This is a genomic window from Caldisericum sp. (assembly GCF_049967455.1).
GTDB classification, from domain to species: domain Bacteria; phylum Caldisericota; class Caldisericia; order Caldisericales; family Caldisericaceae; genus Caldisericum; species Caldisericum exile_A.
Map to the genome: position 1 here is coordinate 1 of NZ_JBMFSR010000014.1, position 22,870 is coordinate 22,870.

At 34.9% G+C, this 22,870-nt stretch carries 24 protein-coding genes and 2 tRNA genes; 11 read left to right on the top strand and 15 right to left on the bottom strand.

The genetic code is table 11. From position 1 onward, the window contains the following. Positions 1-162: 162 nt before the first annotated feature. Entirely contained in the window at positions 163-1,746 is a 1,584-nt protein-coding gene (locus tag ACP5SP_RS04540) for a M2 family metallopeptidase (protein WP_424587136.1), read from the bottom strand. An 89-nt stretch (positions 1,747-1,835) separates the two neighbouring features. Here ACP5SP_RS04540 and ACP5SP_RS04545 point away from each other — a divergent pair, with 89 nt between their 5' ends. After that, positions 1,836-2,699, top strand: a complete 864-nt coding sequence (locus ACP5SP_RS04545; protein ID WP_424587137.1) for a DMT family transporter — start codon at positions 1,836-1,838, stop codon at positions 2,697-2,699. Between the two features lie 9 nt (positions 2,700-2,708). After that, positions 2,709-2,984, top strand: a complete 276-nt coding sequence (locus ACP5SP_RS04550; protein ID WP_416085339.1) for a ubiquitin-like small modifier protein 1 — start codon at positions 2,709-2,711, stop codon at positions 2,982-2,984. Between the two features lie 15 nt (positions 2,985-2,999). Here the strand turns inward: ACP5SP_RS04550 and ACP5SP_RS04555 are convergent, their stop codons facing one another. From ACP5SP_RS04555 to ileS, 9 genes are all read right to left on the bottom strand, one after another. Then, the gene (locus ACP5SP_RS04555; protein ID WP_424587138.1) at positions 3,000-3,527 is read right to left on the bottom strand and encodes a hypothetical protein; all 528 of its coding nucleotides are present in this window, start codon (positions 3,525-3,527) and stop codon (positions 3,000-3,002) included. Positions 3,528-3,559: 32 nt separating this feature from the next. Beyond that, complete coding sequence (locus tag ACP5SP_RS04560) at positions 3,560-4,930, bottom strand: hypothetical protein (RefSeq protein WP_428076090.1); 1,371 nt, start codon at positions 4,928-4,930, stop codon at positions 3,560-3,562. Between the two features lie 630 nt (positions 4,931-5,560). Beyond that, the gene (hutH, locus tag ACP5SP_RS04565; protein WP_428076091.1) at positions 5,561-7,063 is read right to left on the bottom strand and encodes a histidine ammonia-lyase; all 1,503 of its coding nucleotides are present in this window, start codon (positions 7,061-7,063) and stop codon (positions 5,561-5,563) included. After that, the gene (locus tag ACP5SP_RS04570; RefSeq protein ID WP_428076092.1) at positions 7,047-7,766 is read right to left on the bottom strand and encodes an HAD family hydrolase; all 720 of its coding nucleotides are present in this window, start codon (positions 7,764-7,766) and stop codon (positions 7,047-7,049) included. The genes hutH and ACP5SP_RS04570 overlap by 17 nt, the downstream gene beginning before the upstream one ends. Further along, a complete protein-coding gene (locus tag ACP5SP_RS04575) occupies positions 7,763-8,056 on the bottom strand; it encodes a cation:proton antiporter regulatory subunit (protein ID WP_428076093.1) in 294 nt (97 codons plus the stop codon). Before ACP5SP_RS04575 ends, ACP5SP_RS04570 begins: the two co-directional genes overlap by 4 nt. A 9-nt stretch (positions 8,057-8,065) precedes the next feature. Continuing rightward, complete coding sequence (locus tag ACP5SP_RS04580) at positions 8,066-8,422, bottom strand: potassium channel family protein (protein WP_428076094.1); 357 nt, start codon at positions 8,420-8,422, stop codon at positions 8,066-8,068. A 10-nt stretch (positions 8,423-8,432) separates the two neighbouring features. Continuing rightward, on the bottom strand, positions 8,433-9,209 hold the full coding sequence (locus tag ACP5SP_RS04585; protein ID WP_428076095.1) for a potassium transporter TrkG: 777 nt from the start codon (positions 9,207-9,209) through the stop codon (positions 8,433-8,435). 157 nt (positions 9,210-9,366) lie between these two features. Continuing rightward, on the bottom strand, positions 9,367-9,531 hold the full coding sequence (locus ACP5SP_RS04590) for a hypothetical protein (protein ID WP_424606773.1): 165 nt from the start codon (positions 9,529-9,531) through the stop codon (positions 9,367-9,369). A 74-nt stretch (positions 9,532-9,605) separates the two neighbouring features. Further along, positions 9,606-12,752 (bottom strand): isoleucine--tRNA ligase, encoded by a 3,147-nt coding sequence (ileS, locus tag ACP5SP_RS04595; RefSeq protein ID WP_424586784.1) that lies wholly within the window; start codon positions 12,750-12,752, stop codon positions 9,606-9,608. 123 nt (positions 12,753-12,875) lie between these two features. On the opposite strand from ileS, the gene ACP5SP_RS04600 reads away from it, so the two are divergent. Further along, the gene (locus ACP5SP_RS04600; protein WP_424586783.1) at positions 12,876-13,754 is read left to right on the top strand and encodes an MBL fold metallo-hydrolase; all 879 of its coding nucleotides are present in this window, start codon (positions 12,876-12,878) and stop codon (positions 13,752-13,754) included. 48 nt (positions 13,755-13,802) lie between these two features. Here the strand turns inward: ACP5SP_RS04600 and ACP5SP_RS04605 are convergent, their stop codons facing one another. The 5 genes from ACP5SP_RS04605 to ACP5SP_RS04625 all read right to left on the bottom strand — a co-directional run bounded on the left by ACP5SP_RS04605 (position 13,803) and on the right by ACP5SP_RS04625 (position 17,171). After that, on the bottom strand, positions 13,803-14,225 hold the full coding sequence (locus tag ACP5SP_RS04605; protein WP_416085050.1) for an OsmC family protein: 423 nt from the start codon (positions 14,223-14,225) through the stop codon (positions 13,803-13,805). A gap of 80 nt (positions 14,226-14,305) precedes the next feature. Continuing rightward, complete coding sequence (locus ACP5SP_RS04610) at positions 14,306-15,781, bottom strand: PLP-dependent cysteine synthase family protein (RefSeq protein WP_416085051.1); 1,476 nt, start codon at positions 15,779-15,781, stop codon at positions 14,306-14,308. A gap of 9 nt (positions 15,782-15,790) precedes the next feature. Continuing rightward, positions 15,791-16,618 (bottom strand): histidinol-phosphatase HisJ family protein, encoded by an 828-nt coding sequence (locus tag ACP5SP_RS04615; protein ID WP_424586781.1) that lies wholly within the window; start codon positions 16,616-16,618, stop codon positions 15,791-15,793. Between the two features lie 11 nt (positions 16,619-16,629). After that, on the bottom strand, positions 16,630-16,908 hold the full coding sequence (locus tag ACP5SP_RS04620) for a hypothetical protein (protein WP_424586780.1): 279 nt from the start codon (positions 16,906-16,908) through the stop codon (positions 16,630-16,632). Then, the gene (locus ACP5SP_RS04625; protein WP_416085054.1) at positions 16,905-17,171 is read right to left on the bottom strand and encodes a hypothetical protein; all 267 of its coding nucleotides are present in this window, start codon (positions 17,169-17,171) and stop codon (positions 16,905-16,907) included. Before ACP5SP_RS04625 ends, ACP5SP_RS04620 begins: the two co-directional genes overlap by 4 nt. 110 nt (positions 17,172-17,281) lie before the next feature. Here ACP5SP_RS04625 and pepV point away from each other — a divergent pair, with 110 nt between their 5' ends. The 8 genes from pepV (at position 17,282) to ACP5SP_RS04665 (ending at position 22,826) form a co-directional block, all read left to right on the top strand. Beyond that, the gene (gene pepV / locus ACP5SP_RS04630) at positions 17,282-18,610 is read left to right on the top strand and encodes a dipeptidase PepV (protein ID WP_428076096.1); all 1,329 of its coding nucleotides are present in this window, start codon (positions 17,282-17,284) and stop codon (positions 18,608-18,610) included. Further along, positions 18,579-19,448: a DNA-3-methyladenine glycosylase 2 gene (locus ACP5SP_RS04635; protein ID WP_424586778.1), complete on the top strand. Its 870-nt coding sequence runs from the start codon at positions 18,579-18,581 to the stop codon at positions 19,446-19,448. Before pepV ends, ACP5SP_RS04635 begins: the two co-directional genes overlap by 32 nt. A 225-nt stretch (positions 19,449-19,673) precedes the next feature. Further along, entirely contained in the window at positions 19,674-20,078 is a 405-nt protein-coding gene (locus ACP5SP_RS04640; protein WP_416085057.1) for a DUF948 domain-containing protein, read from the top strand. Further along, positions 20,059-20,328 carry a YtxH domain-containing protein gene (locus tag ACP5SP_RS04645; RefSeq protein WP_416085058.1) on the top strand — a complete coding sequence of 90 codons (270 nt, stop codon included), beginning with the start codon at positions 20,059-20,061 and terminating at the stop codon, positions 20,326-20,328. Before ACP5SP_RS04640 ends, ACP5SP_RS04645 begins: the two co-directional genes overlap by 20 nt. 44 nt (positions 20,329-20,372) lie before the next feature. Further along, positions 20,373-20,446 (top strand) — tRNA-Gln (locus ACP5SP_RS04650). A gap of 3 nt (positions 20,447-20,449) precedes the next feature. Further along, positions 20,450-20,524 (top strand) — tRNA-Glu (locus ACP5SP_RS04655). Between the two features lie 35 nt (positions 20,525-20,559). Further along, the gene (locus ACP5SP_RS04660; protein WP_424586777.1) at positions 20,560-21,606 is read left to right on the top strand and encodes a DUF933 domain-containing protein; all 1,047 of its coding nucleotides are present in this window, start codon (positions 20,560-20,562) and stop codon (positions 21,604-21,606) included. Then, entirely contained in the window at positions 21,603-22,826 is a 1,224-nt protein-coding gene (locus tag ACP5SP_RS04665) for an HD domain-containing phosphohydrolase (RefSeq protein WP_428076097.1), read from the top strand. The genes ACP5SP_RS04660 and ACP5SP_RS04665 overlap by 4 nt, the downstream gene beginning before the upstream one ends. The last annotated feature ends 44 nt before the right edge of the window (positions 22,827-22,870 follow it).

Below are 22,870 nucleotides of genomic sequence, written 5' to 3' on the forward strand. Positions count from 1 at the left end.
AGAGTATCCCTCCTCCATTTAATAGGAGAATCCTCGTCACTTCGTTCCTCGGATTGACAATTTTTTGGTGTATTTTTGGAGGGGAGTATTGAGGGGGCGGTGTTGTGCCCCCTAAAATTTCTGAGAATCCTTTTCAATACAATCACTGGAGTGAAGGAAAGTCTATTTTTCTTTTATGAAGCTTACAAGGTAAGCAGGATTTAAGGGTTCTTTTGTTGCAAATTCGACAAGGTCATCCCATCTAAGAGATGCGCCTTTCTTGAACACCCTCTCAACAAAAAATTCGCCAACCTGCGGCTTTATAAAGCCATCACCAAAATTAGCCTTTATATATGCACTAAATTGCGATGCAAGTATTTCACCCAAAAGGTAATTGTGATAATAAACAGGTGAAGACCCAAAGTGAATCTTTGATGCCCAATCAGGATAATTGCGTCTTTCGGGTAGATCAACATATTGAAGCTCATGCACTATGTCATACCAAAGGTTATTGAGGTCGCCATCTGGATTCTTATAGAGTTCCTTTTCAAAGAAAACAAAAGTAATAACCCAACGAGTTGTAATCGCAAGCTGGTATCTAAGAAGTTTCATCAAACGCGGTGAAATTTCTGATAGTTTCTCTTCGGGAATATTAAGGATTTTCTCGTAAAATTCAGGATGTCTTGCAAGTCGCCCAAAAAACATTGCAACAGCTTCTGTTGTGAATATATGTGCCGGATCTCTTAAAATAAATGGAAGGGATTTGTCAATGTATTTGTCATAAACAGCATGTCCATACTCGTGAAGAGTTGTTTCAAGCCACTTTACATCATTTCTAATATTCTCAAGTACCCTAACATCTTTCATCTTATCAATTGAAATCGTGAATGCATGCGGATTTTTTCCTTTTCTTTCATATAGATCAGAACGCTCAACTATATCTTTTATATCAAGACCAATTCGAGAATAAACTTCCATAACAAGCTTCACAATGTCCTTATCCTTTAGATATTCGTCGTAGTTGTAATCGTCAATTGATGGCACTTCTTGGAAGAATAGATCTTCATAAAGCCAAGGCTTTACTTCACTTTTTGGGACTCCAAACTTCTTTGCAATCACTGTATCGATGTCATCTTTAATTTCGGTAAATACTTCGTCTGTATCATTCTTAATCTTTGCAAAGAGTGAGTGAATCTCATCAGTTGAAAGCTCTTGAAGCTCCATCATCATATCGTAATAATTTGAAAAGCCAAGAGATTTTGCATTTTCATTTCGTATCTTTATAAGTTCTATTAGTTTTGGTGCAATTACTCCGCCTATTGATTTTGAGGCAAGGTATGCCTTTTTTCTCTCTTCGATATCTTTGCTTGTTTTTAAGATCTCAACAATGTCGTTTGTTGAAACTTCTTTACCATCGATTTGAGGTCTATAATTTGCGTATATAGTTTCAATCTCAACTTCCCTTTTAACAACTTCTTCAATTGCTTCTTTTGGAAGTTGGTTCGGAAGCATTTCATTAAATAGTATTGTTAATTGCCTTTTTTCAAGTGAATCCAGATTATCGCTGTATTTTTCAAGAGATTCCTTTATCATTTCGAAGAGGTCTCTATTCGATAGGTATAATTTTAACTCTACTTCGCTTTGTTCAAGCTCTTTTGCATATTCTTCTTTGCCTGTTGTTGCAAGATTCCAATATGCAATTGCTGAGGCCTTGTAAAGACGCTCAAGGTCGCTATTCACCTTGTTTAGAAGTTCTTTTATATCCATATGTTCACCACCTTTCTAAAACAATATCTTTCTAATTTAGTTTATCATAAAAATCATTTAAAAGAAAATTTTTCAATATAATTAATTCAATGGAAAGCGAAAATCGTGTAAAGTTAATACTTATACTTATTATTGGTGTTATAAGTGTTGGCGTATCATCAATCCTTATAAGGCTTACAGACGCAGAGCCAATTGTTATTGCAACTTACAGGCTTACCCTGAGTGCCCTTATTGTCACACCCCTTTACATCTTTTACTCTAAAAAGATCTCTTTCAAGGAATCTATAGTATTTGTGCCCCTTGCAGTATTCTTATCAACTCACTTCGTCTTGTGGATTTACTCTCTTAAATATACAACGGTTGCAAGTTCAACAGTGCTTGTGACTACAAACCCCATTTTCGTGCCAATTTTTAGTTATATTTTCTTTAGAAAAAAGGTGAAAAGGGAGCTTCTTTTAGGTATTGCTATTGCAATATCAGGGAGCATACTTATTGGACTTTCTTCAAAAGGAAGTGTTGCAAAAGCACCCATTTTGGGGGATGTACTTGCATTACTGGGAGCAGTTGCAGTCTCGCTTTATCTAACCTTCACAAATAGAATAAGGCAGAGATTCGAACTCATTCCCTTTATATTCTTTACATACTCTTACACGGCCATTATCCTTATTATTGTTTCGATTATAACAAGACAAAACCTATTTCATTATCAAGCAAACACCTTCCTTATGTTTTTCCTAGTTGCATTTATTCCGCAGATTTTGGGACACACGGCATATAACTACTCCCTCAAATACTTAGACCCATCGTTTATTGCGGTAACAATCCTTGGAGAACCAATTATCGCAACAATTGGCGCATATTTTATCCTCAAAGAAACCCCCTCGGTTTTAGAAATAGTAGGTGCAGTGCTTATCTTGTTGGGTATTTACATTTCAGCACGCGTTGAGGTATAATAAATTGATATGGCAAAAGTAAAGATAAAAATGTATGCAACTATTAGAGAAAAGTTTAAAGAGGGTGAAGTTGAACTTGATGCCGAAACTGTTATTGATGCAATAAGAAAATTGGTTGAAAAATATCCAATTCTAAAAAATGAAGTGCTTGATGAAAACGACTCACTCAAAAATGACTATATATATTTAGTTAACGGAAGAAATGTCGAATTCCTTCAAAAAGGCAACACACCTCTAAAGGACGGCGATAAAATATCGATATTCCCACCTGTTGCAGGTGGATAAATTTTTGGTTTGAGGCTATTTACTCTCATCGCTTTCTTCACCTTCTGCAAGGGCAGTCCACTTTTTTGCAAGTTCATCTCTTCGAGGTTTATAAACCGCTTCATAAAAATACCTTTGAGAAAGTAAAACGCCTTTGTCATAACTTGAAACGATTTTTAATGCCTCCTCCCAAGCCTTGTCGAATTTCCCATTGAAGCGCCTTTCAACTTCCTTTGCAAAGTCTTCTTCTGTTTGAATTTCATTGCCTATGATGTAGTAAGTCTTTCCATCTAATTCCACTGCATAGGCAATCTCATCGCCAAGATTTACCACTTTGAAACTTTCTTGAATCTTTTTTATCTTATCTTCTGGAAGTTCAGTTTTGCCTATGACAACTCTTTCTGGAGGCTTTGCCCCTTTCGTAGCCTTAAATCCCTTTTTGGCTGCCGCATAGAATATAGCTCGGTTAAGCCCAAAACTCTTTGCTTCATGTAATGGTTTTCCCAACACATATGCCCTTGCCGCCTGAAGTGTTGCCATTACTTGAAATCTCCCAACTGCCATTTTTCACCTCCTACAATATTATAATGCGATAATTATTTAGGCTTTATCTTTCGCCACCATTGAGTTGCAATTGGTGCATCTGATCCAATTTCGTATTTTGAAGAAAGTTCTTTTATGACAATCCCCTCGAAACCTTTTGACAGTGCTTCCTTAAGATGTTCTTCAAGGTTTTCCACCTTAAAATATGGCAAAATAAAGATAGGCGGTAAGAATTTAACTGAATTAAGAATTTCTTTCCTTTTCGACAATGGAAGATCTTCAAGAGACCTTCCGTTATAGAAGATTACATCAAAAACATATACAATTGGATCAGCCTTGCCATTATTTGCAAAGACAGATGGGACACCTCTTCTTCCGAGAGTTGAGTAAAGTTCAGCATCAAGCATGGATTTATCGGGGAGATTTTTGAAAGATTCATAAGGTATTATCCTATTAAGTTTATCAGTCCAATCTGGATTTTTCTCAAGTCTTCTCCCAAAATAGTAAATTTTTCCGCCGTTTTTTATGATTTGTAGCCTAAAGCCATCAACCTTGTATTCCCAAATCCAATTCCCTTCAAGCCTTTCTCCAAAATATGGGATAGGTTGCATAGGGTATACAGGGCGACCCGTAAACTGTTCAGGTTCATTTAATAGGGATGACTGCACCTTATTTGATTGTGATGTTCTGCTTGTTTTTTCCAAAATGGGGTATGATTTTTTAGAAAGGCTTTTTATAAAATTGAAGAGTTCAGGATCGTTTTTTAGAGGTGTATTGACATACAAAAATCTCGATATTCTATGTGGACGATTTTCTATTTCTTCACCTTTGATGTTTTTTGTCCCGATAACCCGCCCAATGCGAGGAAGATCATACATACTATCCAACCGCACATTGTATTTTTTAAAAAGCTCTTTATATTCAGAGCGAACATATTGCTCAAATGTTTGCAGGAGTTCAGTTATGTAATATCTGTTCTCGTCTGTTATTTGAATTGGTTCTATTTTAAAATAAAGTGCAGCACCATTTCCTGTGGTTGCAATATGAGGCTTTAAAAAGCCCATGGAATTGAAACTTTCTGCAATTTCTGTTGCAATAGCAATTGCATTTTTGAGTTCAATATCATTTGAGGGATAATCCTTCTCTCTTATGGGGTCGAAGTCAAGCACAATGATTTGTAATTTTATAATGTCCTCTGCCTTTGCAGAGGTTTTAAGACCAGGTTTCCGCTCACGAAGGACAGTGTAAATGTTTCTCTTTCCGTTGTATTCCCTTGCAACTTGAACGAATTTTTCGATACCTTTTATAATTTTTATTATAGGATATGTACCATAATTTATAAGGCGAATTTCACTTTCATTCTCATGGGAAAGCATTTCGTAAAAGAGTCTTACATCACTTTCTATAAAGTCCTGTTCTTCCATGATTTTCTCCTTCAAAATATTATCGCACATTATAATACAAAAAGGAAATAAGGAGGAGATTCCTCAGGCTAAAGCCTTCGGAATGACAAACCATTTTGAGGGGGCAACAAATCGCCCCCTCAATACTCCCCCAAAACTGAGGAGATTCCTCGCCTTCGGCTTCGGAATGACACGGAAAAATCGGCTTCGGAATGACACAACGAGTCATTTCGACGAACGTAGTGAGGAGAAATCTCCTCTTTTTGGGGAAGTTCGAAGGGGGACTTTTACCCCTTCGATTAAAAGGGAGAGTTTCCTCTTTTTACAGGTGGAGTAATAAAAGCATTTTTATTCTTAAAAACCTTTAAGATTCTTTTTAAGGCACTCCTTTAGTTTTAGTAAAATAATATCTTTTTGATTATTCCTTAAATTTTTAAAATTAACAAAATTTAATAATTTCATAAATAACTTAGATTATATAAATAATTTTTAGCAATAATATGGTTATTTTATGGGTTGTTTTCTTCACAATTTTATCACATTTTTGCTATAATATATAGCGACGATAGATCAATCAAAGTCTATCAATCAAATTGGTCAGCAAAGGCCTGCGTTTCCCTCCTCCTTTTCGCAGGCTTTTGCTTTTTTAATTTAAAGAGAATGATTTTTCAACGCACTTTCTACCAATTCAATGTCGATTGAAAAAATTCTATCTGTATTTGCAAATTCGACTAAGGAACGGACTTTTTCGAATATCTCTTTTGTGCCTGAGCCCATAATATTGTAATTATTTTCCTCTTTTAAAACCATCTCAAGCGCCTGTGTTCCAACAATTAACTCTATTGCAATTACTTTTCTTAAATTATCAAGTACTTTTCGAGCCTTTATAACGGCGTTCATCCCCATGCTAACAAAATCTTCTTGATCAGCTGAAACAGGTATTGAATCAACACTTGCAGGGTGTGATAGTACTTTGTTTTCAGAAACAAGAGATGCTGCCGTATATTGTAAAATCATCATCCCAGACTCAACGCCAGGGTTATTTGCTAAAAATGGTTTAAGACCACTCAGAGTAGGATTCAAAGCTCTGTTAATTTGTCTTTCAATCATAGATGAGAGGCTTGTCAAAATGATCGAGAATAGATCCATCAAGAAAGAGAGAGGTTGTGCATGAAAATTTCCACCAGAGATGACTGTTCCGTCTTCAAAAATAAGAGGATTATCAGTTGATGCGTTAATTTCTCTTTGAAGAAAGCTTTCTATGTAAGAAATATTTTCAAAAACTGCCCCATAAACCTGAGGTATGCAGCGCAAGGTATATGCATCCTGCACCTTAGAGGAAGTATTGACGAGTTTGCTTTCTTTTATGACTTCAAGGAACTTTTCGCTCACAAGTTTTTGGGACTTGGAATTTCGTACTTCATGAATCCTATGGTCAAAAGCAGAAGTTAACCCGCGTAAGGCTTCAAAAACTGTAGCAACTGACTTAATTGCAACATTAAAAAGGTAATTTGCTTCATAAACAAGCAAAGTTGATACACCTGCCTCAAATGAAGTTCCATTAATTAGAGCAAGACCCTCCTTTGGCGAAAAATTTTTCAGGGGTTTAAAACCATAAAATGAATAAACTTCGCTAAAATTTTCAATTCTTCTATCTTTTAAAACACGACCCTCACCTAAAAGCAGGAGTGCAATATGAGCAAGAGGCGCAAGATCACCTGAGGCACCAACTGATCCATATAGCGGAACATAGGGATAAATTCTCTTATTAAGTATCTCTATTAATTTTTCCAAAGTTTCTTTTCTTATCCCAGAATATCCCTTGGAAAGAGAATTTGCCCTTACTAAAATTGCAGCCCTTACTTCATTTTCATTAAAAGGCTCACCAATTCCTGAAGAATGACTTAAAATTAGGTTTTCTTGAAGTTGAGAAAGCTCATCTTGTCCTATTGTAACTTCTGCGAGTTTTCCAAATCCTGTATTTATGCCATAAACAGGGCGATTTTCTTTTACAATTCTTTCTACAATTTCAGAAGATTTTTCTACTCGCTTTAACGCATCTTTTTTTATTGAAACTTCATAGAAATCGTTTGAAACTTTAACAACATCGCCAATGGTAAGATTATGTCCATCAATACTAATTGAATTTTTCATCGAGAATACTCTCCAATTCTTCAAAAGATCTAATGTATGGTTCTACTTGAACGTTATCTTTTCCTTTTGCATATAGAATTGCGTTAAAACCATAAGATTTTGCACCCATAAAATCAAGGTTAAAAGAATCGCCAATATGAACAATAGCTTCTTTTTCGAGATTTAACAAATTTCTTGCATGCTCAAAAACCCTTGGATCTGGTTTTCGCGCTCGGATTTCATCAGAAAAAACAAAATGAGAAAAGTAATCCCTTATACCGTATATTTCAAGTATATTTAAAAGGACACTTCCGGGAGTTCTTCCTGTGTTTGAGATAAGAGCAAGAGTATACCTTTTGCTTAATCTCATAAGTACTTTGGGAATGGATTGCTCCGTTAGAACTGGTGGATTTTCAAGGATTATAGTTTTGTAGTATTCAACTATTTTTTCAAATTGCGATCCTGTGTATGGAACCTTTAGATAGTTTTCAAGAAGCATCTTCACTTGATCTTCAGGAAGAATTGACCATGAATTTTCAGGTGATGGGTGCTTAAAGGCTTCTGTTAGATCTGTAAAGAAATGCATAATTTCATCAATTTTATCTTCGTTGAGTTTCAATTCCTCGATAATAAATTTTGCACGTTTTTTATCTCTATCAATTTCGTTTGAATCTCTATCCTCTATAAGTGTTTCCCAAAGGTCAATTGTTAGTGCTTTAATCACTTTTCCAAAGCCTCCTTAAATGCAAAAGAATTTTCTGTTCTACCTATTATAAATATTACGTCGCCTTCAAGAAATTTTTCTTGTGCGCTAGGCGAAACAATTAAATCTTCGCCTCTCCTTGTTGCAATAACGGACACACCAAATCTTTTTCTCAAAGCAAGTTCTAATAGCGTTTTTCTTATGAGATCCTTATGAATAATCTTATACTCAAGGAGATCAATCTCAGGGGCTATTTCTATATAATCAAGGATATTTGCTGAAGTAATTCTATTTGCAGTTCGAACTCCCATCTCTTTCTCTCAAGTTACAACTTCCTTTACGCCAATTTTCCTTAAAACTCGTTCATGTATTTGAGAGTTTGCCTTTGCTATAATATGATTTATCCCTAATTCCTCAAGGACAAGTGCAATAAGTACGCTTGATTCTACATCACCAACTGCAATTATTACCGTATCGCAGTTCTTAATTCCAGTTTCTTCAAGTGCTTCAGGATTTGTTGCGTCAACAATTTCAGCAAAAGATACCTTGTCTTTTATTGCATCGATTACAGTCTCATCATAATCAATAGCAAGGACTGGATATCCCAAACTTTCAAGGCTTAATGCAACGGCAGTGCCAAATTTTCCAAGTCCTATAACTCCAAATTGCTTTTTCATAACTGTCTTCCTATCCTACCGCAATATCCTCTTCTGGGTATTGAGGTATTGCACGAGTTTTTCTAAAACCGAAACTCACCATCATGGTTAATGGTCCAACTCTCCCTATAAACATTATAAGAATAATTACCAATCCTGCAAATGTTGATAAATGAGGTGCGATTCCTGTTGTAAGCCCTACTGTTCCAAAGGCGGAGGTTACTTCAAATAAAACCTTTAGGAAAGAAGATTCATTCCCTTGATTAAAAAGAATGAGGAATATCGAAATAAGAATTAGTGTTAAAGCAAAACAAAATATGAAAACTGCCTTTCTAATCGTTTTTAGCGGTATTGTCCTTCCGGAAATTACGATCGGGGTAAGTTCTCTATAAGCATTTACCATAAGGAATACAAGGACCATAAATGTTGTTGTCTTTATTCCTCCTACAGTTCCTCTGAGAGAACCACCTATAAGCATAAGAACGGTAAGAAGCAAAATGGTTGGTTGATTTAGGCTTGCAATATCAATCGTGTTAGACCCTACTGTCCTTGGAGTAATTGACTTAAAGAAATTTGCATGGATCTTTCCATAAAGTTGAAGTTTTCCAAGTGTGCTTGGATTTTTATATTCAATAAGTAGCATTTTCGTAATTTTGACAGCCGGGTCATTAACAAATGGAATTAGACTTTTAAAGTTGCCCATTAGATCAAAACCGGCGTTGCAAAATACAGAAACTGAACGGAATATGGAAGCACCAATCGCTCTATAAAGCGGAAACATTCTTATAAACCTTAAAAACAGGACCAAAGCAGTAAGCCCCTCCATTGTAATAACCGTGCAAAAAACAGCTTCAGCAAAAAGTATTATTTTCGTAAGCGTGGAACATTAAGCCCTTCCATTAAAACTACTTATTCCCTCGATGCGGCTCTTCTTCGCAACCCGAATAATACAAATGTTGCAATGGTCATATATCCAAGCAACCAACCTGAATAAGAAGAATTATTAATTGTCCTAAAAACGACCAGTAATTGGACGTATCAACAACAAGTCCTGTTACAAATGATGCAGTAAATAACGCAGTAATTGGATTTGTAAACGTGTGGGATCTGCTTGCAAAAGGTAATGTCAAAAGTAATGCCTACGTTAGTATCACCCCTTCAAAACTTGCAAGAACGAACTGTAAAAGGGTCGGTTTCATTTTTTTCATATTTTTTTCAGTTTAATTGTATACGTTTTTTCATTTGCCTCAAGCGAATTTGAAATATCAAATTCTTCAAGATCTTCTTTTATTTCAGTTGATAACGTCTCTTCCTTAATGTAGTCTTCGAATTCTTTGATAATATCATCTTTTGGTGATATTGCAGTTATTATCCTATCTGCAATATCGTAGTTTGCTTCTTTTCTCATATTTTGAATTGTATGGATAATTTCACGTGATATTCCTTCTTTAATAAGATCATCCGTTAATGTCGTATCAAGAAAAACAAAATTGCCATTTTCAAAAGCACCAATATAGTTGTTTTTCCCTTTAACTTCAACGAAGACATCGCCCATTGTAAGTCTTAAAGGTTCATTATCAACTTCAATTTGCGCAAAACCTTCTTTTAAAAGTGCATTAATAACTTTTTGGTCTGAAAGATTCTGAACTATCTTAGGTAATTTATTCCCGTAAGTTTGTCCAAGCACTGGAAGATTTGGCTTAAGATTTACTTCACCATAAGGCTCTATTGAATTATCCAGTACAATTTCTTTTACATTCAATTCTTCCGCTATTACAGGTATATTCTCAATAACAAATTCCTTATGGACATCGCTATTAAGAACAACTACGAGCTTTGAAAGGGGTTGCCTTACCTTTATTTTAGAGTCTTTTCTGAGGCTTCTTCCCATTGAAGTAATTTCAATAACAAGTTCCATGTTCTCAATGAGGTTTTGATCGATTAAGGTTTCGTTTGGCTTTGGATAATCAGTTAAGTGAACGCTTTCAGGCATTTCAGGGTAAATTGTTCTAACGAGTCTTTGATAAAGGGATTCAGACAAGAATGGCGTGAAAGGTGCAAGGATATATGAAAGTTTTACAAGCACTTCATAAAGTGTAAGATAAGCAGAAATTTTGTCTTCATCATTTTCTGATTTCCAGAATCGCCTTCGCGAACGTCTCACATACCAGTTAGAAAGGTCATCTACAAATTTTTGAATATCCTTTGTAAGAGGTGTAATTTCAAATTTGTCAAACCTATCCCAAACCTCTTTGTTTATCTCCTCAACTCGTGCAATTATCCATTTATCGAGTATATGTCTTTCATTAACTGGAACATATTTAACATCTCTTGGATTAAACTTATCAAGATTTGCATACATTGAAAAGAAAGAATATACATTTCTCAAAGGAATTATAAATTCTTTCATTGCATCATTTACAACATTTGGGCCAAATCTTCTTGGAAGCCACGGAGGAGATGCAGTATAAATTGCCCACCTAAAGGCATCTGCGCCTTGCACATTGAGTATTGTCCATGGATCAATAACGTTGCCCTTGGATTTACTCATCTTTTGCCCTTTTTCGTCAAGAATGAGTTCAAGACACATTACAGTCTTGTATGGAGCAACACCTTTAACAAGTGTTGATATTGCAAGAAGAGAATAAAACCAACCCCGCGTTTGGTCAATTGCTTCGGTTATGAAGTCTGCAGGGAAATTTTGTTCAAATTCCAGAACATTTTCAAATGGATAGTGAAGTTGTGCAAATGGCATTGCACCAGAATCAAACCACACATCGATAACTTCGGGTACTCTTGACATTGTGCTACCACACTTAGGGCACTTTAAGTGAATTCTATCAACATATGGCTTGTGGAGTTCTATATCATCGGGCACTTCTTCTATCGCCTTTTCTTGCAATTCCTTTATACTTCCAATTGATTCAACATGACCACAATTTTCACACTTCCAGATGTTAAGTGGTGTTCCCCAGTATCGTTCCCTTGAGAGCGCCCAATCGTTAATATTTGCAAGCCAATTACCAAAGCGGCCGTATTTAATTGACTCAGGGAACCAATTAACGGTTTCATTGTTTTTGACAAGTTCCTCTCGTAGGGCTGACATCTTTATGAACCATGAGCCTTTTGCATAATAGAGAAGTGGTGTCCCACAACGCCAACAGAAGGGGTAATCGTGCTCATAGAGTTCTTTCTTGAATAAAAGTCCTCTTTTTTTCAAGTCTTCAATGAGTAATGGGTCTGCATCTTTTACAAATTTTCCTTTATAGGGTCCTTCGGTTAATTTGCCTTCAAGATCAACAAGTTGAATCATCGGAAGATTATATGCTTTTCCAACATTTAGGTCGTCTTCACCAAAGGCAGGTGCAATATGGACAATTCCAGAGCCATCCTCATTTGTAACAAAGTCTGCAAGAACAACCCTAAATGCCTTCCCTTCGTCTTCATTATTTAACTCAATATATCTAAAAGGTGGTTCGTATTTTATGCCCTCAAGGTCTCTTCCTTTGAATTCATCTATTAATTTGTAGTCAACACCCTCATGACCTAGTATTGCGTGTGCCCTTGTCTTTTCAAGGATAACTTTCTTTCCATCAAACTCAACTAAAATGTATGTAAATTCAGGATTTACAGCAGCGGCAACATTAGAGGGAAGAGTCCATGGAGTTGTAGTCCAAACAAGAAGATTTGTATCAGGGAATCTTTCGTCAACAACAGGGAAGAATACATAAATTGAAGGGTCTTTTACCTTTTTGTAACCAAGCGCAACTTCATGCGATGAGAGGGTTGTGCCGCATCTTGGGCAGTATGGAACAACCTTATGTCCTTCATAAAGGAGCCCTTTATTAAAAACTTCTTTCAAAATCCACCAAATTGTTTCAAGGTAATAATTTTCATAAGTCTTATAGGCATTTTTCATATCAAGCCAGAAACCAATTCGTTCTGTCATCTTTTCCCAATCATCAACATATTTCATAACAGATTCTTTACAAAGCTGATTGAACTTTTCAATGCCAAATTCTTCAATTTCTCTTTTTGTATGGATTCCAAGCATCTTTTCAACTTCGATTTCAACAGGTAATCCTTGGGTGTCCCATCCTCCTCGGCGTGGCACGTAATATCCAGTTAAAGATTTAAATCTTAAAACGGTATCCTTATAAATCCTTGAAAGCCCATGGTGGACACCTGGTTTTCCGTTTGCTGTAGGTGGTCCCTCATAAAAAACAAAACGAGGCTTGCCTTCCCTTATTTTAAGACTCTTCTCGAAAATTTTGTTTTCTCTCCAAAACTCAATTAGTTTTTCTTCTTCCTGAGGTATGTTTTTAACATCTTCCAATTTTTCAAATGGCATAGATAACCTCCACTTTATCAAATTAAATAATTATACTAAAAAAGAGTGCTAATTCAAAAAGTGATTTTTAAGACTATTCCGTTTTAATATTTTGTAATTTTGAAATATCTGTAAAATATATAAATGGAACTTAAAGAAATAAAGGATCAAATTTTTTACATTGAAGATACAACAAACATAGGCTTGGTTGAACTTGGTAATGAATTCTTACTCATTGATGCAGGAATTGATAAGGATAAGGGAAAGAAAATCAAAAAAATTTTAGAGGAAAAAGGTATAAAACCTAAATACCTAATACTTACACATCACCATGCAGACCATACTGGTGGAGCAAGATTTTTAAAAGATTATTTTGGAATTACTGCTATATCAAGTAAATTGGAAAAGATCTTTATTGAGAACCCCATACTTGAGCCCATATATTTGTCTTTGGGGAGTAGTCCCAACAAAAATTTTCTTTCTAAATGGATAAGAAGTAGTGAAGTAGAAATCGATGTTGAGGCCGAAAACTTAAACCAAGATTCTTTCAAAAATCTTAAAATTCTCAATCTATCGGGACATTCAATTGGGATGATTGGCATATCTCTTGAAAATGTAGTGTTTTCTTCAGATGCTTTCTTCTCTAAGGAAGTGCTTGAAAAATATATAATTCCATATTTTCACGACTTAGAACAATTTGAGAATTCGATGAAGTCCTTAATATCTATGGATTATGAATACATTTTGCCTTCTCATGGGGTTCTTTACACGAAAAGTGAGGGCGATAAAATTATCAAACATAACCTAAAGCATGTTGAAGAAATTAAAGATAAGATCCTAGACATGATTTCTGTTCCAAGGACAGTTGAAGAAATCTTTAAAGAGCTTCAAATTACCTTGCACGATCCCGTTGTTTACACTCTTATAGAAAGTTCCATAAGAGCAATACTCAATTATTTCATAAATAGAGATGAAGCTAACCAATTTGTAGAGAAAGAAAAGCTACTATACAAAAGAAAATAGGAAAGGCAATACACCTTTCCTATTCAAATTAGGCTAAGTCAAACACTATTATTTTATTATTTCGTAAGAAGTTGTTATTTCTGCTGCCTTTGATAGCATTACTTGTGCAGAGCAATATTTAGTTTTTGATAATTCAATTGCTGTAACAAATTTATCTTCTGGCACATCTCCATAAACAATGTATTTAATATGAATCTTTGTGTATACCTTTGGATGTTCGTCTGCTCTATCTGCCTCGATTTCAATTCTAAAATCCCTATAGGGGACTTTCATTTTATCGAGGATTGAAATGACATCTTGTCCCGTGCAACCTGCAAGTCCCATTAGAAGAAGTTCCATAGGTCTTGGTCCTGCTTCGTGCCCATTGAATTTTTCAGGTCCATCCATAACAACCCAAGCATTTGAATTTGCCCTTGCAATTACAGTAAGTCCGTATGCTTGCTTTAATTCAACTTTTACTTTTTCTCCCATTTTTGCCTCCCAAAATTATTACTTTTAAGATTATAAATAAAAATAGAGGGAGTGTCAAGCACTCCCCTTTACAGTAATAACTAACGATATTTCTTTATAAGCCCAACTTTCTCGTTAAATTCCTTAATATACTCATCCCACTTTTTATAAGATTCGAGTCTTTCAATGAAGTAGTTTTCGTTATACCACTGCTCATTTAATTCTTCAACAGTTTTTCCTTGTTGTTCTACCCAGGTAAAATACTTGAGGTTATGCATTCTTTTCTTGTCGTAATAATTCATTTCAATCATCCAATCGGTTGTTATACCCATCAAGTATCTTTCAAAGTCTTTTGCTGCCTCGATTTCATTGTATTCTCCGTATTGCTCTCTTAACTCTTGGATTCTTGATTGATAAAGTTCCATAGAGTCAGTTGCAACAGTAAATATTACATCGTGCTCTGTCATTTCGTAGTACTTTGCCATTTTTATTGCACCGACAATATTTGCAATGGAAGAAATTCCAAGAAGGTCAAGTTTATCAACGAATTCTTCTGCTAAGAACTTTTTTAGATATTTTCTTCCTTCAGGTTCATTAAATAGTCTCAAAAGATGCATCGTATATTCATCGTCAATATCAACTACCATATCGAGGTTTTTTACATCGATTATCCAAGGAACATGCTTATCGCCTATACCTTCAATCCTGTGACCACCGTATCCGTTGTAAAGAAGAGTTGGGCATTGAAGGGCTTCTCCTGCTCCGATTTTAATTTTTGGGAATTTTTGTCTTAAGTAATTCCCTGAACCAAGCGTTCCACCAGACCCTTGAGTAAGGAATAATGCCGTAAATTTATCTCCTTCTCGTTTATTTTTCTCAAATACTTCTTCCATTGCAGGTCCTGTAATAGCATAGTGCCAAACAGGATTTCCAAACTCCTCAAACTGGTTAAGGACAACAACTTCATCAGGATATTTTTGTTTTAACTCTTTTGATTTGTCAAAAACTTCTTTTACGTTGCTTTCGACACCAGGTGTTGCATAAACCTCTGCGCCAATACTCTTAAGCCACTCAAATCTCTCTTTTGACATACCCTCAGGTAGTACTGCAATTGCCTTACAACCAAGAAGTGCTGAGTTAAATGCACCGCCTCTGCAGTAGTTTCCAGTTGATGGCCAGAGTGCCTTTTGTCTTGTTGGGTCAAATTCACCACGAACAAGTTTCTCAACAAGAGGTCCAAATGTTGCGCCAACTTTATGAGATCCAGTGGGGAAGAACTTACCCAAAAGTATAAAAATTCTTGCTTTAACACCTGTAAGTTCTTTTGGCAATTCAAGGTAATTTACACCATCAAAGCCACCGCCAAACTTAACAGGCTCGTTTTTCCATGTAATCCTAAAGAGATTTCTCGGATGTAAGTCCCATAATCCTATGTTCTTTAGTTCCTGTTTTATTCCTTCGGGTATCTTCTCTGGATTTCTCATCTCTTCGTAGGTTGGGATAATAATGTTCTTTTCTCTTGCCCTCTCAATGGTCCTTTGAAGGACTTCTTCATTTACAACAAAATCCTTATCCATCTTTACCTCCTATTTTATTAGATTACTTAATTTAGAAACTTTTCTCTTATTTCTCATTTTATATGAAACTATCTCAAAATCAAAAACACTTCTTGCAAAAAGGATTGTCTCTTCTAAGTATGCGTTGAACTGTTTTGCTGAGTGTGAATCTGAACCTAAAACTACTTCTCTCCCACCTAAATTAACGTAGAGCTCAAGAATCTCTTTTGATGGATATGGCATAGAAAAGCCTTGCCTAAATGCAGATGCATTGATTTCAATTACTTTTCCTTTTTCAATTACTCTTTTTAGGATCTCTGTAATTATGTCAATATACTTATCAATATGAAATTCGCCGTAATAGTTTTTACCATATCTTTTAATAACATCTAAGTGGCCTACGATATCGTAGTAATCTGTTTCAACAAGGCGTAAAACCTCTTCAAAATAACGCATGTAGGCTGTGTATTCATCAATATCTTTAAAATAATCGACTCCGTGAGGACCTGATATTGTGTATCCATCAATCCTATGCACAGAGCCGATTATGTAGTCAAATGGTTTAGTTAAAACCTCATTTTCTATTGAAGAATGTAGATTACTCTGATATGTTAATTCAGATGCAAAAAGAAGTTCAAACTTGTTATCTACAAAATCCTTTAATCTTTTATACTCTTCATAAGTCTCATTAAACTTATAATATCCAAAATCCTTATCAAATGGATCAAGGTCTATATGCTCGGAAAAGCCAAGATATGAGATATCTCGATCCATTGCCAAATTCACATAGTTTATAGGCTCTTCTTTTGAGTCCTTAGAAAACTTTGTGTGCACATGCAAATCTTCAACTATTTTCATAACTTTATATTTTATTCAAAATCACCAATTCTAAAAAATTTTTCGTTTATTCTTCTTACACCGTCTTCTCCAATCATTTCAATAATTAACTTTCTCAATTTCTCTTCAAGTTTCTTTTTCCTTGAAATATAGGTTGTACGAGGAATTCCTAATTCTCTTGCGATATTTGTAGGACTATCGTAGGGCATTCTCTTATACCTTAAATACCAATAGATTTCGTATTCTTTTGCATCTAATTTAAGAGATACTCTATCAAAAATTAAACCTAATTCGTAGTCTAATTGTTTCACATTTCCTCCAAATCGCTTATGCTAACCTCTTTTGCCCTTCTTTTAATTTCCTCTTTTACCAACCTATACATAGCCCTATTAACAATCCTTTTCATAACAAGAACAAACTCTTTCTCTTTAAGGCCTTTATAGTGCTTAAGGTTCTCATAATAGGCAAGAAAACCTTCCTGAAAGAGGTCTTCAATAGGAACACCAAAATTCTTACCATAGTAAATAGCAAGCATCCTTACATAATCCTTCAGTAAATCGAATTTATCGCTCATCCATCTAATACCTCCTATAAATTATACGAAAATATTTTCGCATTATATACTATGGCAAACGTGTCGAAAAATTTCAAAAAAATGTTAAAATAACCTGAAGGAGGCGTATTATGGAAAAATTCATAGAAGAAAACAAGAAAAAACTCATTGAAATCACTCAGCAGATTATAAGGGTGCCAAGTGTTGAAGGAACACATACAAGCGATGCACCATTTGGAGAAAATGTAAAAAAAGCACTTCTACTTGCACTTGAGATTTCTGAAGATCTCGGTTTTAGAACAGTTAATATTGACAATATCGTTGGATATGCAGAATTTGGTGATGGGAAAGATGTAATTAGTGTTCTTGGCCATCTTGATGTTGTGCCAGAGGGAAGTAATTGGATTTATCCACCATATGGTGCAGAAATCCACGACGGAAAAATTTATGGAAGGGGAGCCATAGATGATAAAGGCCCTACAATGGCAGCACTTTTTGGCGCTTATGCGCTAAAAGAAACTGGAGTAAAGTTGTCGAAAAGAGTAAGAATTGTTTTTGGAACAAACGAGGAAACAGGTTGGAAATGTATGGAACATTTTAAAAAAGTAGTGCATGATCCACTTATAGGCTTTACCCCTGATGCAGAATTTCCACTTATCAATAGGGAAAAGGGAATTTTAAATATAACACTTAGAAGAGATTTTGAAACCAAAAATGAAGAAGTAAAAATCATTGGTGGAAATCGACCAAACATGGTGCCAGATTATGCGAAAGCGGAATTTAAAGATGCCTTAAAGTTATTGAACCTTGATGAAGGAATTGAAGTAAAAGGAAATATTGTAGAAGCTCATGGGAAATCTGCACATGGAGCACTTCCAGAACAGGGAATAAATGCAATTGTAAAACTTGCAAATTCGATTTTGAGTGAAGTTAAACACAGAGAAACAAAAGAAGTACTTAACTTCATTGTAAATAAAGTTGGGAATGATGTATACGGCGGGCTTATGGGGATTGCAAATGAGGACACGCTTTCAGGAAAATTAACAATGAATTTAGGTGTAATAGAAGTAAATGAATCTTTTGCAGAGTTAACTTTCAACATTAGATATCCAATCACTGATAACTTTGAAAGGATAGTTAACGGCTTTAATGAAGCAGGAAAAGATTACGGATTAAGGGTTTCCCAGTATAAAAATCAAAATCCTCTATATGTAAAAGAAGATTCAGAATTAGTTCAAACGCTTCTTAAAGTTTTCGAAGAAACTACTGGGAGAAAGGGTTATACCCTTGCCATAGGTGGTGGAACTTACGCAAGAGCAATGGATATGGGCGTTGCTTTTGGGCCTACATTTGAAGAAATGGAAAAGGTAGAACATATGGCAAACGAATATATTGAAATTGACCATTTAGTCAATTTAGCAAAAATTTATGGAAAAGCAATCTTTGAACTTGCAAAATAGCTTTGAAACAAAAGTAAAAGACTTTTCATTGGAAAAAACACTTAAATGTGGGCAAACTTTCAGATTTTTCTTTGAAAATGGTGCTTATTACTATCCGTATAAGGAGAGCTTAATAAAGATAAGAGAAGAAATTTTTAAAGATGTAACAAAACTTAAAGTTGAAGTCTTTGGGAAGTACTTATCAGAGGAAGATTTTTATTCTATTTTTGGACTTTCACACGACGTAACTCGTATAAATCAGGAAATTATTAAAATTGCGCCAAATTTGAAAGAAGTAGTTGAATTTTCAAAAGGCATAAGGCTTATGAAAATGGAACCTTATGAAACCACAATTTCTTTTATATTTTCAATACAATCTCAGATACCAGTAATTACCTCAAGACTTAATAAACTTGCATATCTAACAAATAAGTCAATTGAAGTAGATGGCTTGATATTTTACCTCTTTCCAAGAAGAATGGATATGCTTGAACTTCCCTTAGATGCGATTAGTTCTTTAAGGCTGGGTTTCAGGGAAAAATTTTTCTTAAATCTAATTAAAAACTATACAGAAGAAGATCTTTATAAAATAAAAGATTTACCTTACGAAGAAAAAAAGAAATTTCTAAAATCAATTTTGGGAATTGGCGACAAGGTATCTGAATGCATAATACTTTTTGGCTATGGTGATTTAAGTGCCTTTCCTGTTGATACTTGGATAGTGAAGGGGCTTGAAAAATTTTTTGGAATCAAGGGTTCAATAAGAAAACTTACAGGATTCGGAAGAACAACCTTTGGAAATCTTTCAGGTTATGCGCAGCAATATATTTATTACTATATGCGTACTTTAATGCGGTAGTTGAAAATATTTAATATTGTAGTAAAATATAATTGGAACTCTGGGAGGTTCGTGTTAAACTTAGCGGATTGGGGCCAACACAATAGTCTTGGGGGTGGATGCACCAGAAGGTTTGAAGCCTTCGGGCTTCCCAGAAAAGTGCTTAAGCCCCCACTTGTCCTTCGGGACTCCAGAATCTGCTAAGTCACGGCCTACCTGGGGTTCCCTATATAAGGAGGTTATGGAATGAGTCTCACAATAGCAGTTTGGATTATTGCAATTTCCCTTCTTCTTGGTGTAGCAGGAACTTTCATATTTCTTCTTAATTTTCAAAGAGATTTAACAAGAACTCTTACAGAGGTTGAGATGACCCTAAAGACTATTGAAAGAAATATTGATATGCTTTCTGAAGAACTTAAAAAGACGCTTAGAAATACAACAGGCATAACTCAGGAGACAAAAAGTCTAATTAGAAACATAAACATGATAACTACTCTAAATGGATTTTTGCAACCTTTAGCTCAAATAGGCAAACAACAAAGCTTTCTAAGTCAAATTTTAAATATTGGAAAAATTGCTTTAGGTGTGATACAGGGTTATAATATGTACAAAAAATTTTTAGGAGGTAGAAATGAGCGAGAACAAAGTTGATTCATTTGTTGGTGGATTTTTAATCGGTGCTTTTGTGGGCTTTGTAGTTGGGTTACTTTATGCTCCCCAATCCGGTGATGAGACTCGAAGAATGATTAAAGAAAAGGGCATTGAAATAACAGAGAAGGCAAAAGAAAAAGGTGAAGAATTAAAGGAAACTGTTGCCCAAAAAGTTGAAGAAGTAAAAGAAAAGGGTAAAGAAATTTTAAAGAAAAAAGGTGTTGAAATTCAAGAAGAAGAAATCAAATAACCCTATTGAAAAATTTTTTGATTTCCTTATAATTTAACTTGCGTTGGGAAGTCGTCTAATGGTAGGACAGGGGACTCTGGATCCTCTAATGATGGTTCGAATCCATCCTTCCCAGCCAGGTGGCGTAGTAGAACAACGGTTAGTTCGGGGGGCTCTCAATCCCCAGATCAGGGTTCGACTCCCTGCTACGCTACCATTTTTTATTTCTAAAGAAAGGAATATAATTTAAATATGAAGGTTGCGATTGTAGGATTACCGCAAAGCGGAAAAACGACTCTCTTTAAAGCACTTGTAGGGCAAGAAATCCCTTTGAGCATTGAAAAAGAAAATATAGCAGATGTAAAAATTTTTGATCCAAATATTGTTCTTCTTTCAAGTGTTTTTAAACCAAAGAAAACAACTTTTGCAACAATGACATTTGTGGATTTACCAGGTATTCCGTCAGGTATTGAACAAGCCAAAAGAAGAAATGAAATTCTTTCCTCAATTAGACAATTTGATGCACTTATAACTGTTGTCGATAATTTTAGCAAAGATGATGTTGAAACTGATCTAAAAATCTTTGAAAGCGATTTAATCCTTCTTGATCTTGATGTTGTTGAGAAAAGGCTTGAAAAACTCAAGAAGGAAAAATTAACACCCGATAAAGCTTTAGAACAAAAAACTCTTCAAAAATTTAAGGACGCACTTTACAATGAAGTTCCTTTAAGAAACCTTGATTTAACAGAGGAAGAAAAGTTATCCACAAAGTCTTTTGGACTTTTTACTCTAAAACCTACCTTGTTTGTTATCAATATTAATGAAGAAAAAATTCCAAAAAGAAGCGAAATAAAGGAGAACCTGCGACAGAAATTTAATTACAAAGAAACTGAGTTTGCAGTAATTCCTGTGTTGCTTGAGGAGGAGATTTCTAAATTGAGTAATGAAGATGAAAAAAGGGAATTTCTTAACTCTTATAATCTTGAAAAAGAGGCAATAAATGAAGTTTTAGATTTGACTATAATGAACTTACTTCATTTGAATGTCTTTTATACAGTTGGAGAGGACGAAGTAAGGGCATGGCTTTTTGAGGAGGGATTAAATGCCAAAAAAGTTGCAGGAAAGATACACTCTGATATTGAAAGAGGGTTTATAGCAGCGGAGGTCATCTCTTATGAGGATTTTAAGAGCGTTAATTTTTCCTTTAAGGAGGCAAAGGCGAAAGGGCTATTAAGAATTGAAGGTGCAAATTATATTGTAAAAAACAAAGAGATTGTCCATTTCAGGTTTAACGTATGAATAACATAAATATCTTCCTTTTAATTTCACTTCTTATATCTTTAACTTTTGCTTTTTATTTTTTCTACAGGATAAATGAGTTAAGTAAAAAAATTAAAAGACAAGAAATAATTTTAAACGGTGCTCAAAAACTTTCGCGGATGTTGTACGAACTTGAAGAACAAGAAAATTTTTTAAGAGAGATGTGGAATATACTTAAAACAGTTACAAATGCCGATGAATTCACTTACTTTAAATTTGATGGTATCGATACGCTTATTCCAGAGTATGTAGAGGGAATCTATAGAGATCAAATTTTGAAGACAAGATTGAAGTTAGGTGAAGGGTTCTCAGGTAAAGTTGCATTAGAAAAGACCCCAAAATACTTAAACAGTGCAAACAAAAGTAACATTGCAAAGCATATACCCGGAACACCAAATGAGGACTCTGCACTTCTTGCAGTACCGATAGTGTTTAACGATGAACTCTATGGAGTTATACTTCTTACAAAGCTTGGAAACAAGAAATTTAATGAAGAAGAGCTAAACAGGACAGAAATGCTTGTCAATATGGCAGCATCACTTATAGCAGAAATTCGGTTGGTAAATACAATAAAAAATAGTTTTATTGAGATGCTTAAAGCATTGATTACTGCTGTGGAATTAAAAGACACCTATACCGCAGGACACTCACTGAGAGTTTCAAAAATTGCAGAGATTATTGCAGAAAACATGGGACTGCCAGCCACTGAAATTGCAAGATGTAGAATTGGGGGACTTCTCCACGACATAGGAAAAATTGGTATAAAAGAGGATATTCTTAAAAATGACACCCCCCTTACACCAGAGCTACGGGAGGATATCATTAGACATCCTGAGTTAGGATACAAATTAATTAAAAAGCTTAAAATACTTGAAAGTGTTGCAGAAACTGTGCTTTATCATCATGAATGGTTTAATGGTAAAGGCTATCCTTTTCGCTTAAAAGGCAGTGAAATACCTATCTCAAGTAGAATTGTCCATGTAGCAGATGCAATTGATGCAATGGTATCTGGAAGACCCCATTCAAAAAGAAAAACTCTTAATGAAGCAATGGAAGAACTTATTAGGTTTAGTGGGATTCAATTTGACCCATTGGTTGTTAAAGTTGCGCTACAATCAAAAGAGGAGATTGAAAGTATTTTAAAAGAAGACATTAAAGAATCTATCTTAGATGACGAAAAACTTTTTGAAATTCTATAAGGTCATAGTAAGAGTTTTATCTTTATTTTTGCTACTAACATTAG